The sequence below is a fragment of the Pseudomonas sp. FG86 genome, assembly GCF_057808775.1.
Genome location: NZ_JBMDIS010000085.1, coordinates 13,557 through 27,397 on the forward strand (window position 1 = coordinate 13,557; position 13,841 = coordinate 27,397).

11 protein-coding genes are annotated in these 13,841 nt (G+C 56.8%); 6 read left to right on the forward strand and 5 right to left on the reverse strand.

What is annotated here, in order from left to right:
• Positions 1-19 precede the first annotated feature (19 nt).
• Together atzF and ACODSV_RS30270 are read left to right on the forward strand one after the other, a co-directional pair.
• A complete protein-coding gene (gene atzF / locus ACODSV_RS30265) occupies positions 20-1,816 on the forward strand; it encodes an allophanate hydrolase (protein ID WP_150055733.1) in 1,797 nt (598 codons plus the stop codon).
• 2 nt (positions 1,817-1,818) lie between these two features.
• On the forward strand, positions 1,819-2,520 hold the full coding sequence (locus ACODSV_RS30270) for a GntR family transcriptional regulator (RefSeq protein ID WP_024075781.1): 702 nt from the start codon (positions 1,819-1,821) through the stop codon (positions 2,518-2,520).
• 41 nt (positions 2,521-2,561) lie between these two features.
• On the opposite strand, the gene dapA is transcribed toward ACODSV_RS30270, so the two are convergent.
• The 5 genes from dapA to ACODSV_RS30295 form a co-directional block, all read right to left on the reverse strand.
• A complete protein-coding gene (dapA, locus tag ACODSV_RS30275) occupies positions 2,562-3,425 on the reverse strand; it encodes a 4-hydroxy-tetrahydrodipicolinate synthase (protein WP_150055734.1) in 864 nt (287 codons plus the stop codon).
• Between the two features lie 320 nt (positions 3,426-3,745).
• Entirely contained in the window at positions 3,746-5,134 is a 1,389-nt protein-coding gene (locus tag ACODSV_RS30280; protein ID WP_024075779.1) for a hypothetical protein, read from the reverse strand.
• Between the two features lie 170 nt (positions 5,135-5,304).
• Positions 5,305-5,787: a VOC family protein gene (locus ACODSV_RS30285; RefSeq protein ID WP_102623472.1), complete on the reverse strand. Its 483-nt coding sequence runs from the start codon at positions 5,785-5,787 to the stop codon at positions 5,305-5,307.
• A 227-nt stretch (positions 5,788-6,014) separates the two neighbouring features.
• Entirely contained in the window at positions 6,015-6,635 is a 621-nt protein-coding gene (locus ACODSV_RS30290; RefSeq protein ID WP_024075776.1) for a LysE family translocator, read from the reverse strand.
• 499 nt (positions 6,636-7,134) lie between these two features.
• Positions 7,135-8,790 carry a methyl-accepting chemotaxis protein gene (locus ACODSV_RS30295; RefSeq protein WP_454843716.1) on the reverse strand — a complete coding sequence of 552 codons (1,656 nt, stop codon included), beginning with the start codon at positions 8,788-8,790 and terminating at the stop codon, positions 7,135-7,137.
• A gap of 886 nt (positions 8,791-9,676) precedes the next feature.
• Here ACODSV_RS30295 and ACODSV_RS30300 point away from each other — a divergent pair.
• The 4 genes from ACODSV_RS30300 (at position 9,677) to ACODSV_RS30315 (ending at position 13,789) form a co-directional block, all read left to right on the forward strand.
• Complete coding sequence (locus ACODSV_RS30300) at positions 9,677-10,894, forward strand: DUF1444 family protein (RefSeq protein WP_150055467.1); 1,218 nt, start codon at positions 9,677-9,679, stop codon at positions 10,892-10,894.
• A 32-nt stretch (positions 10,895-10,926) separates the two neighbouring features.
• Complete coding sequence (locus ACODSV_RS30305) at positions 10,927-11,289, forward strand: hypothetical protein (RefSeq protein WP_150055466.1); 363 nt, start codon at positions 10,927-10,929, stop codon at positions 11,287-11,289.
• 154 nt (positions 11,290-11,443) lie between these two features.
• On the forward strand, positions 11,444-12,298 hold the full coding sequence (locus ACODSV_RS30310; protein WP_150055465.1) for a hypothetical protein: 855 nt from the start codon (positions 11,444-11,446) through the stop codon (positions 12,296-12,298).
• Positions 12,299-12,757: 459 nt separating this feature from the next.
• Entirely contained in the window at positions 12,758-13,789 is a 1,032-nt protein-coding gene (locus ACODSV_RS30315; RefSeq protein WP_489047261.1) for a hypothetical protein, read from the forward strand.
• Positions 13,790-13,841: the final 52 nt, after the last annotated feature.

Consider the following 13,841-nt stretch of genomic DNA (forward strand, 5'->3'; position numbering starts at 1 on the left):
ATACAAGATGGAAATCCCTATGCAGAGCGTTATCGGCTGGACCCTTGGCGAATGGCACGCGGCCTATCGCAGCGGGGCGATGACCCCCGACCGGTTGTTGAGCCTGGCGGCGCAATACAGCGCGGATGACACCGCCTGGATTGCCCGCGCACAACCTGAGCAATTGGCCATGCAACTGGCGCAATTGAACGACAGGCTGGACGCGGTGGGCGGCGATATCGACAAGTTGCCGCTGTACGGCGTGCCATTTGCCATCAAGGACAACATTGACGCGGCGGGCTGGGACACCACGGCAGCCTGCCCGGAATTCGCCTACAGCCCAACGTCGGACGCGACCGTAGTCGCCAAACTGCGAGCGGCAGGTGCGATCCTGATGGGCAAGACCAACCTGGATCAATTCGCCACTGGCCTGGTGGGCACACGCTCGCCGTATGGTGCGGTGGGTAACAGTTTCAATGCCGATTACGTCAGCGGCGGTTCCAGCTCCGGCTCGGCCTCGGTGGTTGCCCGTGGGCTGGTGGCGTTTGCGCTGGGCACCGACACCGCAGGCTCGGGCCGAGTACCGGCAGGGTTCAACAATATTGTCGGATTGAAACCGACCAAGGGCCGGTTTTCGAATACCGGCCTGGTGTCGGCCTGTCGCACGTTGGATTGCATCTCGGTGTTCGCCCTGACCGTGGAGGATGCCGCCGCGGTGGCGCAGGTCGCACAGGGCTATGACGCCAGCGACGCATACTCGCGTAGCAACCCCTACACGGCGCCGGTGAGCGTGGGTGCCTCGATCAAGCTGGCAATACCGGCGAGCCTGGAGTTCTTCGGCGATACGCAGAACCAGGCGGTGTTCGAGCAGGCAGTCGAGCACTTCAAGGCGTTGGGCGCGGTGATCAGCGAGGTGGATTTCAGTGCGTTCAAGGCCCTGGCCGACCAGTTGTATTCGGGTCCCTGGGTCGCAGAACGCACGGTGGCCCTGGAAGGCATGCTCGAACACCAGCCGCAGGCCATCAACCCGGTGGTACGCGGCATTGTCGAAAATGGCCTCCAGTACAGCGCCTGCGATGCCTACAAGGCCGAATACCTGCGGGCCGAACTCAGTCGCCGCATCAACGACACCTTGGCGGGGTTCGACGCCTTGCTGGTGCCGACCTCGCCGACGATTCGCACGCGCGCCGACATGCTGCTGGAGCCGGTGCGCTACAACGCGCAATTCGGCTACTACACCAACTTCACCAACCTGGCGGACCTGTCTGCGCTGGCGCTGCCGGCGGGCCTGCGAGCGGACGGTCTACCGTGCGGCATTACCCTGCTCGCACCGGCCTGGCATGACAGCGCCCTGGCGCACCTGGGCCAGCGCTGGCAGGCCAGCCTTGAGTTGCCGCTCGGCGCAACCGAACGCCAACTGCCGGCACCCGCTGCTGCCCAACAGGCACCCGGTACCGTGCGCGTGGCGGTGGTGGGCGCCCACCTGAGCGGCATGCCGTTGAACTTCCAACTGACCACACGCAACGCCGTGCTGGTGGAGCAGACCCTCACGGCCAGCACTTATCGTTTGTATGCGCTGCCCGGCACCGTGCCGCCCAAGCCGGGGCTGGCCAGGGCGGAAGGTGGCCGATCGATCATCGTCGAGCTGTGGGACATGCCTATCGCCCGTTTTGGCGAGTTCGTCGCCGAAATTCCCGCACCGCTGGGGATCGGCACCCTGATGCTGGCGGATGGACGCAGTGTCAAAGGCTTTATCTGCGAACCCTGGGCCCTGGCGGATGCGCTGGATGTCACTGAGTTTGGCGGCTGGCGCGCCTATGTCACCAGCAAGGGGTAAGCATGCCGCTTTCAACGCTGAAAAAACCGCGCGAGCGCCCGGACAGCCTGGCCGAGCAGATCTATGCGCAACTCAAGGCGGATATCTTCGACTTTCGCCTGTTGCCTGGCGACCGTTTCAGCGAGGGCGAAGTGGCCGAGCGCATGAGTGTCAGCCGTACACCCGTGCGCCAGGCGCTGTACCGGCTGGAACGGGAAGGCTACCTGGCGGTGTACTTCCGCAGCGGCTGGCAGGTGAAACCGTTCGACTTCACCTATTTCGAAGAGCTGTATGACGTGCGGATCGTGCTGGAACTGGCCGCTGTCAGCCGTTTATGCGCGATGGAGCAACCGAACCCGATCTTGCAAGGGCTGCAGGCGACCTGGCTGGTGGAGGAATGTGAGCGCCTGCAGGACAGCCAGGCGGTGTCGGCGCTGGATGAACACTTTCACTGCGCCCTGGTGCAAGCCACCGGCAACCGTGAGATGGCACACATGCACTACGCCCTTACGGAAAAGATCCGCATCATCCGGCGCCTCGACTTTACCCAGGCTTCACGCATTGCGGCGACGTACGAGGAGCATGGGCAAATACTCACCGCGATCCTGCAACGGCGTGTCGATCAGGCGCAGCACTTGCTCAAGCGGCATATCGAACTGAGCAAGCAGGCAGTGCGCGAGATCACCTTGCATCGGTTGCAGATGGCCAAGCCGCGCACGCCTTGAGCAAGCCCGTAGGCGCGAGCTTGCTCGCTCCTACACAGGCATTATTGTGCCGGGGCGGAGAGCGGCTGCACCCGTGCAATCAGCGCTGCACTGGCCCGCTGCATCGGTGCGCGCAACTCGCTGCCGATCAAGCCCTGCAATGCCAACGCCGCTTTCACCGGTGCCGGGTTGGGCTCCATGAACAACGTCTGGATCAGCGGCAGCAGCTGGAAAAACGTCTGCCGCGCTTCGGCCAACTGGTTATCCCGCACCTGCTGCCACAGCGCCACAAACTGTTCGGTATGCACGTGAGCCGACGCCGCGATGGCACCGCTGGCACCCAGGCACAGCGCGTTGAAGAGCTGGATATCCTCGCCACACAGCACATCCACTTCGCCGCTGGCCAGCAGTGCCAGGGTATTGCCGAGGTTGCCGCCACAGTCCTTGACCGCCTTGATGCGCTCATGGGCGACGATGTTCAGCAGGGTGGCCTGCTCGAAGGTCACGCCGGTGCGATAGGGGATGTCATAGAGAATGATCGGCACACTGGACGCATCGGCCACCGTACGAAAAAACGCTTCGAGGCCGGCCTGGGAAGGGCGGATATAGCTGGGCGCCGGCACCAGTAAACCGGCCACGGGGCGCTTGAGGACTTGGTCCTGGAACTGCAGCAATTCAATCTGGTTATTGCCCGCCAGGCCCATCACCACACGGTGCGCCGGCACCCACTGCAACACGGCATCGAGCACGGCCAGTTGTTCCTGGCGGCTCAGCGACGCGGCTTCACCGGTGGTGGTGCAGACCATGATCCCGGCCACGTGCTTTTCCAGCAAATGCTCAACCAAACGGCGCAGGCCGATAAAGTCGAGGGCGCCGTCATGAAACGGCGTGACCACGGGAACCCAGATACCTTGAAACGCTGACATGCTCTTTCTCCTGATGGTTGACCGATTAAGTCACCGTCAGAAGGGCAGAGGGAATTGTGCAAGGGGAGGGTGTCCGTCGCGCTCAATGTCCTGTCAGCTCATCTGACGGGACAGCGCGCCCCGGTCACATGAGCGACTGTTTCTTCGATTTGAGGGCGTGTGCAGCGCAACCTTGCGCCTTGGCAATCAAGCCAATGACGGAAAAGTTAACCAGCGACGTTGCGCACATGAGCGGACACACCCTGAAGAAGGCCTCCATCTTCAGGGTGTGTGAGCAAATGTGTCAACCTGATTGAAGGTGTTTTTCACCTTGTGGACGGTTACTCGAATTTATCGATGCGTGTATCGGAGTAGAAAAACTCATTCTTGTCCGTGCTCGACTCCAGGAAGTACGCATAGTCCGTCAGGTAGAACAGGTGGTTAACCCGGTTGTATTTGTCGTTGTCGTTGCGGCACGACAGGGCCTTGGCGCTGCCCAGCAGGTTGGGGTTGAGTTCACTGGCCGGCAATTGGCGCTCGACCACGCAGCGCGTGATGGTCTGTTTGTCGTAGTTGCCAATCACACTGTTGAGGGTCGAACGGGTGCTTTGGTAGACCAAGGTGTCGCCCACCGGCAGGGCTTTCCAGTTACCGGTGAAACTCAGCTGGGTCGTCGTCGTGCTTTCGGCCATGCTGCCGCCGAAGGTGCTCTTGGACACCAGGTCGATCAGGTTTCGCCAGCTTACCGATTGGGATTCGTAGCCTTCGCCACGCAGGGCGATCGACAGCTGGCCGCTGGCGGCGTCGCGGCTGATGAACTGCTCACTGGTCGAGTTACTGGTCTTGCCTTTCATGGTCGAGGTGCCCGTGAAGTGCACGTACTTGAGGCTGCGGGTCGGTTTGTCCTGGTCAAATTGCGCCAGTGCCGCCAGCACCGGTGGCTGTACCGAGCCCAAGGCGATGGTCGCCGGGGCCTTCAGGCGCGGCTTGAACAGTGGCAGCGCGGCGATCTTCTCGGGGGTGGCGCAGACGCTGTTGAACAGCAATTCATAGTCGGTATCGCTGCCGACAATGTTGCGTGGCGTCGGGAAGCTGTCGACCCGGCCGTCACTGACCCGATTGCGTGCATCCAGGTCATAGCCGGCCAGCTCCTTGTAGGTGCCGTTAGCGCAGGACACGGCAAAGTGCTCGCGCTTTTGCGCGTAAGGCGCGTCGTAGGGCAGGTCGTTGAGCACCGTTGGGTTATCGAACGCCGCCCAGAAGCGGACTTCGCCCTCCACGGTCTTGATGCTCGCGGCGTCAATCAGTACCCAATTGCCACGCTCATCCGTCTTGACCAGGCGCCAGTCTGGCTTGGGGGTCTGGGCGCACGCGCGCACGAAGGTCGGGTTGGCGGCCAGCTTCGCGTGCAGGTCGGCTGACAATTTGCGGGCCTCGGTGTAGCGCCCGGCCTTGAGTGGGTAGACCCGCTGCGAACCGTCGAGGTACAGCAAGGACAGTTGCGGCGAAGAACACGCGGCCTCGAACTGCATGGTGCGGCGCGCACCCGGCGTCGACAGCGGCATCAGCAGCTCGAAACTGAGCAGATCGCCTTCGCGCACGATGCTGTTTTCCACCAGCGGCTGGGCGAGGGTGTCGGCGAGCATCTGGTCGACTTTGCTGGCCTGGGTGGCGCAGCCGGACAGGGTGGCAAGGCCGCCCACTAACAAAAGGGTAGAGAAAAAGCGCACAGGAGCCTCTTTGAGTCCATTCAGGGATGTAAGGATGACGGCAAGTGGCGCCGAATCTTTAGCGTGCAGGGTGTGGCGGGGGCAAAGTTTAGTCAGCGTGGCGCGCTCTGTACAACGCCTGTGCAGCGGCCTTTGGGCCGTAGAGTGCCCCAAGGCGCTGCCGGGTGTGTTCAGCGATTGGCGATCGCGGCCTCAATCGTGGCGATGTCGATCTTGGTCATGCTCATCATCGCCTCAAAGGCGCGCTTGGCCGTTGCCGGGTCCGAATGGGTCACGGCGGCCGACAGCACGCGCGGGGTGATCTGCCACGACAACCCCCACTTGTCCTTGCACCACCCGCAGGCACTCGGCTGGCCGCCGTTGTCGATAATGGCCTGCCACAGGCGATCGGTTTCGGCCTGGTCATCGGTGGCCACCTGAAACGAAAATGCCTCGGTGTGCGGGAACGCCGGGCCGCCGTTCAGGCCGATACACGGGATGCCCATGACGGTGAAATCGACGGTCAGGACGTCGCCCTGTTTACCCGCAGGGTAATCGCCAGGCGCGCGGTGGACGGCATTGACCCGGCTGTCCGGGAAGGTCTTGGCATAGAAATTCGCAGCCTCCTCGGCGGTGCCGTTGTACCAGAGGCAGAGGGTGTTTTTATGCGTCATCTCAGGGCTCCACGGTGGATGGGTGTGTGGAGTCTAGACAATGGGCTGAGGCGCGGCAGTCGCGCTTGTCGGTCTGGGACAGCCCTTACAGCTGGCGTTCGATCGCGGCCTTATCAATCACCGACCAGACGTGGGCGATCTTGCCGTCGCCGTATTCCTATTGGATGTAATCGCGGTAAAGACTGGCCAGCGCATTTCTGCCCATCTCATTGATCTCGAATCCTCCATCAAGCCCGTCGCGCCATCAACAACACCGTTGCCGCTGCCGACAACAACCCTGCGCAGCAGCGATTGAAGACACGCTTGCCCCGCGGCTCGGCAAACCAGCGGCGCATATGCAGGCCCATATAGGCATAGACGCTGATCGCGATCCATTCCAGCGCCAGGAACAGCGCGCCCAGCACAGCGAACTGCGGCGTGATCGGCTGGCCCGGTACCACGAACTGGGGGAGGAAGGCGGTGAAGATCAGGATGGCTTTGGGGTTGCCTGCCGCCACCAGGAACTCCTGACGCGCCAGTGCCCACAGGCTGACCTTGGGGGTTGCTGACTCCGCGTGCGCCTGTGGATTCGCACCCCACAGTTGAAACGCCAGATAAAACAGATACGCCGCGCCCAGAATCTTGATCCCGTAGAACAACAACTCAGAGGTTTGCAACACTACCGCGAGGCCGGCTGAGGCAAGGGCGATCATACCGGCGAAGGCGAGCAAGCGGCCAATGCCTGCCAGGCAGGATGTGCGGTAGCCGTAGCGCGTGGAGTTGCTTACGGACAACAGGTTATTCGGGCCAGGCGCCATGTTCAGGGCGAAGCAGGCGGGGAGGAAGAGGGCGAGGGTGGCGAGGTCCATGGCGGCTCCGGGTTTGAGCGGACGGGGAGGGGCGAGGATAAGGGGATTGGGGGCGGTTGGACAATGTGTGTACGGCCAGCACGCCTGGCTTTTTTTGCGGTATGGATCATCGGTCAGCCCCCCTTCAAGCTCTGTAAAAAGCTTGGGCAATACTGGGGTGGAAGACTTCAACAACATTTGACGTTAGCAAACACCTCGAGAAGAAAGCATGTTTGGAACGGAGCGGCCGGTTTTTCTTCAAGTCGTCTTGAATCCCGTTCGAGAGCAGCGTGCCCTTTTTGAAGCATTGTCTGATGCCCAGGTAGAACAAACTACGCTATCGGTCTGCGGTGAATGGTTCGACGCAGCAGCCATCTGATCAACTCGCACTGCGCTGATACGCAACTGTGGATGGGAAGACCGGTTCGCCTGGTCGATGGCACGACGATACCTGCGTCCTGCGACTAACCAGGGGCCATTTCTCGCAGCAACGCGGCTCGCGATGAAATGGCAACAGACCCTAGAGCTGAAAGCGCGAGATGTTCTCTCGCAATGTCACGCTGGTGCGTGCCAATCCTTCGCTTTCCTGCTGAGCGCTGCGGAAGGCGGCAGCGGATTGCTCGGCGCTTTCGCTGACGGTCACGATGCCCCGGCTGATCTGCTCGGCAACGGTACTCTGCTGCTCGGCGGCCGCGGCGATTTGGTGGTTCATGCCGTTGATCCGCTCGATCATGGTTACGATCGTGCTTACCGCGTCACCGGCCTCGGAAACGCCGGACACCGACTGCGCACTGGAGCGCTTGCAGCGTTGCATATGCTGCGAGGTCTCGTCGGCAATTTTCTGCAGACTGGCGATCAGCCCCTCAATCTCTGAGGTGGCCTTCTGGGTACGCTGTGCCAGGCTGCGGACCTCGTCGGCTACCACCGCGAAGCCGCGTCCAGCCTCGCCAGCACGTGCAGCTTCGATGGCTGCGTTGAGGGCCAGCAGGTTGGTCTGGTCGGCCACCGACTTGATCACCTCAAGCACGCCGCCGATATTGCCGGTTTCATTCTTCAGCCGGCTCATGGCAATGTTGGACTGTTCGATTGTCTCGGCCAGCTCGCCGATCATGTTGACGGCATCTTTGGCCTTCTGCTGGCTGTACAGGGCCGCGCTATCTGCATCGCTGGCGGCACTGGCGGCGGATTCGGCATTGCGCGCGACATCCTGCACGGTGGCGGCCATTTGGTGAACGGCGGTGACGATCTGCTCGACCTCGCACTGTGCCATGGCCACGCTCTCGGCGTTTCTCAGGCTCGATTGGCTAAGTTCCTGGCTGGATTCGGCCACGCTCTGTGAGGACAGGTTTATGCCCTTGGTCATGTCCCGCAGGTTCTCCTGCATGCTCAGCAGGGCGGCCATGATGCTGGCTTGTGGTGGCTCAATCGTGCGCTCGCTAGCGCGCAAATCGCCCTGGGCAACTCGTTGGGCGAGCTGGTTGAGTTCACTCGGTTCGGCACCCAGCGCGCGCAGCAGGTTGCGGCTGATGACGTAGCCCAGTACCGCTGCTAGTAAGACGGCCAGCGCAGTAATGGCGAGCAGCAGGTTGCGTTGTGACAGATAGTTTGCGTCATTTTCGCTGACCTGCAGGTCTGCCTTCTGGTTGGTGTAGCGCAGGAATTCGCCAATTGCCTGGGTCAGCTCGGCCAGTAAGGGTGTGCACTGCTCGCTGACCATGCGCAGGGCCTCGTCGTTTTCACCCTTGAACAGATGTTCGGCAATGGTGTGTGCTACCGGTTTGTAGCGGCTCTCGACCTGCTCGATGGTTGAGAACAGTTCACGTGCCTTGGGCGACACATCATCATGGCTATCAATTGCCTGGCGTAGCGCGGCGAGGCTGCCGGCCACCATTTGTTCGTTGATGGCAATTGCGCCTCGCTGCTGTCCTCTCGCGGTGACATTGCTGTTCAAGGCGATGTTACGCAGGGCAATCGCGCGCTGGGCGGCGGCGTCGTTCAGTGTGTTGGCGAGGCGGGCGCGCGCATCAATGCCATTAACGTAGAGAAAAAAGTCCTTATTGCTGTTAGCCAGGGCGTACAGCGAGATAGCGGCGATCAGCAGCATAAACGCGAGCAGGCTGGCATAGCCGGCATAGAGACTGGTCCGTGTAGAGAGCCGGGGAGTGTGCGATGGCATGATGTACCTGCGTAGTGGGAGGAGCGGTTTAGGGACACCTGCAAGCGTATGTATTCGCCCTTGGTCCGCATCCTGCGCAGGTATTCTTTTGTCCGACGGCAACCAGTCGCGGTGTTATTTCCTGGCTAGTCGAAACTTGTACAGATTTTAGTATTTGTACAAGTCTTGTACAACTATATTGGTGTGATGTCGTCATGGCATCACTCAATCCCGATGAACGGTCAGTAACCTCCGATTTCTGGCAGGCGCGGGAAATAGAGGCCTGGCTATCGGGCTGATGACTGTTTGGCGGCGATACAGCCCAAGGCCATCTTTGGGCCGATAGAATCCTGCGAGCGCTGTAAAAATGCGTGGCGTAATTTCTGTACAGGTATTTTGTATGGGGATGAGCTAGGGCGCGCTAATTGTGAGCATGCGCTGCCCTAGGGGCTGTTGCCGTTTCATCGCGAGCCGCGTTGCTGTGAGAAATGGCTCCCGGTTATGGGGGACGAGTTCATTCTCGGATCTCCATGCGAGATGGCGGGGGAGGTTTGCCCAACGTGCGGCGAGGAGGTTATGCAAATGGCGAGCGATGGCGTTGACTGCCCCACTTGCGGGATATCCATGCCGGCTGGCCGAGCATGAGAGGGGCTGGCGGATTCATCGACATGAACGTCTGATTGGTCGATTTTGCCAGCGGGGTTTGAGCAGCGCCACAGCCGGCCATTTACAACAAAATAACGCCCGTCCGGGGTTGTAGGGTTCATGAGCCTAGCTCCAGGTGTGCGACCCTATTTTTCATCTTATACCTGTCGATATAGAGAGCAGCCGTTCAAGCTGTGGACACGTTTAGCCGCGTCCAACCCACCCTGTTTACAAATACCTGCTGACACGAAGGATCCTGTGCATGCTCCAATCCCTGCTCGACAAAATCTTCAGTCGTCCTCTGACTCAGGAAGGATTTGCCAAAAAATTTATCGAGTCAGCCCGCAAGGCTGGCTACAGCGAGGCCATGGACTTTCAGGCTAGCGAGTTTCGCATCCGTCATAACAATGGCTCGTACTTCAATCTTCATAACGCCTTTCGCGACTATCAAAATGGAGACAAGACCCAGAAGGCTGCAATTCTGAATGGGTACGTATCGACTCTGTTGGAGTCTGGCCAGAGAACCGGGACGGTCTTTGAAAACGTGAAAGCACAATTACGTCCGGTGATTCGAAATCTTGCCATGCTTGAGGAAGTTCGACTGGAGCACGCCAGAAATGGTGGCGACAAGCCGCACGATGTCGTTTATCAGTCCTTGGGCCGCGACTGTGTGATTATGCTTGCCGTCGACTCTCCCGAGTCCACCGCCACCCTTACGAGAGGCCCTGAAGCGCAGTGGGGTGTCACAATGGATGAGGCAGTGGCGATCTCCATTGAGAACTTGCGCGATGCTACGCACGAGGCCTTCGGTGAGATCATCCCTGGGCTCTACGCCGCGCAGTGGGCGGACGGATACGACAGCAGCAGAGTCTTGTTGCCAGATGTTCTACAGCGCGCACCCGTTAAAGGTCGACCGGTGTTCATGATCCCCAGCCGTGACGTCTTGATGGTCACGGGCGACAAGGACGAGCAAGGCATCCGTCAGATGGTCGAGCTTAGCTTCAAAGCGCTTGAGAGGGGCAGGGCAGTCTCCACCGACATTTATACCTATGACGGGCGCGATATCGTCCCATTTCACCCTGATGATGAAGGGGTCAATAACCGTCTGGCCACGCTGGAACATTTGCTGCTCCAGGGTAGCTACAGTAATCAGAAAGAGTTGCTCGATAAGGTCAATCTGGAAACGAGCGTCGATGTGTTTGTTGCCTCGTACCTTCTCTACGAGCTGTCTGAACAGAACGGCAAAACCGTATCGATGAGCGCTTGGACAAAAGGTGTGCCGACCCTATTGCCCAAGAGTGATCGCATCGTGTTGGTTGAACCCGTTGAGGGTGGGGAACCTACAGTCAAAACCGTTCTATGGAGCGAGTTTGAATCCGAGCTTGGCGATCTGCTGACTACAGAAACTGGCTATCCACCTCGCTATCGGACACTAGGATTTCCTTCGGCAGAGCAGCTTAATCGCCTGACTGCCTTGTGATCGCCGCTTGGCGCACTGCGATGGAGGTATGAATGCCCGACACTTACAGCGCGCATGATCATGCGAACCGCAATCAGGCAGAAATCCTCGCCAGCAACCATTGCGCTTGCTTTGGTTGCTATGCGGTATTTCCTGCTTCTGATGTGACACGGTTTACTGAGACCACGGCATGGTGTCCAAAATGCGAGGCTTTCAGTACGGTCGTTGGCGATGCCTCCGAGCTGCCTTTGGATCGAGAGTTTCTGGAGGTAGTTCACGATCACTGGATCGGGCCTCAAGATTGGTTGGATGAGATGGCGGCGCAGACTCATGCGATCGCAACTGCTGTTTACAGGCAGACAAGCACAACGATGGATGAGGAACGAGTTCGTCCTTGGTGGAAGTTTTGGCGATGACACTTCCAATTATCCAGCGATTGCATGTGATCAGTAGGAGTGACCGCTTTTGGCCGAAAGTGGTCCTTCGCGAACGGCAGCTCTCGGCTAGCGGAGTTTATCAAATCGTACTTTCACCAACTCATCTTGATAAAACTATTCAGAAAGGAAAGCTATGAATTTTATATATTGCGACCATGGAGTAATAGTTGAGTGGTTGAAAGGCGCACCTATCGCCACCAACGCAATAAATAAAATCCTGGACGCTAATTTACAGCCTGTATATAGTCCGGCTCATATTGAAGAGTTGGCAGTTCCAGTACAAAGAAGTGGGCTTCCTGAAAAAACAATCATAGAGGAGATGAAGAAGCTCTCACTCCTCACCAAAAATATCGAGATACTTCCAAATTCTCGCAGAGGGTTGCGTAAGATACACTCTGAGGGCGATTTTGGCGCATTTATATGTATAGAGAATCCTAAAAAATGTTATGCGCGAGTTACTTATGGTTATAAACCTCTCAATGATCTAGCTGAGAGTGGGCAGCAGTTATTTTCGAGTAGTGCCAACCGAGACGCGAATGGTCGGGTTCCAGGCACAGTAAATCTCCGCAACCCACAAGATATTTTGCAGACGGACTCCGTAAAACAGCAGATACTTTCAGAATACCACTCTATATTTCATACAGGGCGTCAATATGCTCAAGCTGTGACGGGTATTTCAAAACAGTCACCATTTGTTGATATTGCAGATCCTGAGGGCTGTATCAATTTACTGAAAGGTAATCACGATGCGACTCAAGCAATGATAGAGTCAGTTATAAAGTGTCTGATTAGGGAAAGATATTATCCTGACCCCGTTAAGAAATACAGATCGGAAATGCATGATATATCCCATGCAGTGTATGCTTCATACTTTAACTTGTACGTTATAGAAGATGAGAAGTCTCGAAAAAAATGCGTGGCAGCCTATGAGTTTCTCGGTGTGAATACCAGAGTATTATCTCCTAATGAGGTTATCCAAGACCTCTAATTTAAATGTTCTAATTATACTTCTGGCGGGCAGGCTAAAGATTCAAAAGGAATCTGCTACAAGCGCTGCGAATGCCACGAACGCAACCGGTGATGCGACACATATACCGTAAACTCATGGAAGGGCTATTTTTGACCGATTTCTGCCTGCCACGATCGGCTGAAACCGACCCATTATAGATGGTCGGTCAGATGGGGCAGAAACCGGCCAGTAACGAATGCTCGGACTAGAAGTGCTTACAGGTTGAAGAGTCGCCCCAGGGGATGAGCATCCTGCTGGCATCAGCGTTGGATAACCATCACACTCAATCGCTTACCACTGTTTTTTCTCAGCCATATCAAATACTATGCGCATTAGGTTCATTGAGCTAATAGAAAGCGATTGCCTATTTCAGAATCATAATAAACACGCATAAAATTCTTAGATATATCGATTTGAGGGATTGAATTGACATACGCATTGATTGATAACGCCACTTTGACTGCAGTCCAGAGGATCGAAGGTCATATTCTTACCAAATCAAAGGATTCGATTGATACGGATATTGTCGCCTTCGAAAATTATATACAGTCAATTTTGTTTTATGACAGGATTGTTGCAGTTGATGATTACATTCCGGAGCATAGAGACAGTAGAATCTCTCACTTCAGTAACATATCTTTCCTTGGTAAAAAAGATTTTGGCCTGGATGCAATCGAAAGTGAGGCCAGGAAAATATCTGATGAATTGCAACCTAAGCTACGCGGGGGAGAGTTTGTTAATGACGATTTCAGAAAGCTGATTGAGCTTCTTCAGACGCATATCGTATGCACGTGGGATATTAGCTCAAGTGTTTACCATCTGACGCTAAAAAATCTTTCGAGCGACGGTAAGGAGTTCGAAAAATATGGAAATATTGCGGCTGCCATTTTTTCCGAGCTTGGGGACGCTGCTGAATCTGGGAATAGAACTCAGGGAAGTGTGGAGCTACTAGATCGATTTGGTAATCCTATAAGAAAAGGCTACAAGGTTCCTGGTGCTAAGTGGGGGGATGGTACGTCTGCAGGTGAAGCATCAGATGCAATCAAGGCCTTCGTGGCCTCGCTAACTTGGTTGGCTAATCGCTCAGTATTTTATTCCCTTGCAGCTAAACATTTTCAAGCGGATACTTTTCTTTACCCAATAAGGCAGGCGTATCAACAAGTTTATTTAAGCGAGAGCTGCCAGTACGGGTTCGATTATGCGAAACATATAGTTGAGCACTTCTCTACTTCGCTTAGCAATGACTTGATAGATATTCACTCTGGTGGTAAGACAACAGCAACAGCAACATCTCTTCCGGTTTTTTCGGCATGGCTGGCAAAAGAAACTGGTGATCCTAGCCGAATAGTAGAGGCCGCGTACAACATTAGAAGTAATACAGAGTTCGTTGAAGCTCGGGAGAAAATGCGCGAAATAAGACGTTCGTTTGATGAGGATGAGCTGGCAGTCGCAAATAAATGTGTGGCCTGAATGGCACTTACTTAACCTTCTTCGGATGTCCATTTTTCCTGACCTCGGCCCT

Excerpts from the sequence above, each read along its gene's own strand:
- atzF (WP_150055733.1), top strand. The coding sequence starts at position 20 with ATGCAGAGCGTTATCGGCTGGACCCTTGGCGAATGGCACGCGGCCTAT.
- ACODSV_RS30270 (WP_024075781.1), top strand. The coding sequence starts at position 1,819 with ATGCCGCTTTCAACGCTGAAAAAACCGCGCGAGCGCCCGGACAGCCTG.
- dapA (WP_150055734.1), bottom strand. The coding sequence starts at position 3,425 with ATGTCAGCGTTTCAAGGTATCTGGGTTCCCGTGGTCACGCCGTTTCAT.
- ACODSV_RS30285 (WP_102623472.1), bottom strand. The coding sequence starts at position 5,787 with ATGACGCATAAAAACACCCTCTGCCTCTGGTACAACGGCACCGCCGAG.
- ACODSV_RS30290 (WP_024075776.1), bottom strand. The coding sequence starts at position 6,635 with ATGGACCTCGCCACCCTCGCCCTCTTCCTCCCCGCCTGCTTCGCCCTG.
- ACODSV_RS30295 (WP_454843716.1), bottom strand. The coding sequence starts at position 8,790 with ATGCCATCGCACACTCCCCGGCTCTCTACACGGACCAGTCTCTATGCC.
- ACODSV_RS30300 (WP_150055467.1), top strand. The coding sequence starts at position 9,677 with ATGCTCCAATCCCTGCTCGACAAAATCTTCAGTCGTCCTCTGACTCAG.
- ACODSV_RS30305 (WP_150055466.1), top strand. The coding sequence starts at position 10,927 with ATGCCCGACACTTACAGCGCGCATGATCATGCGAACCGCAATCAGGCA.
- ACODSV_RS30310 (WP_150055465.1), top strand. The coding sequence starts at position 11,444 with ATGAATTTTATATATTGCGACCATGGAGTAATAGTTGAGTGGTTGAAA.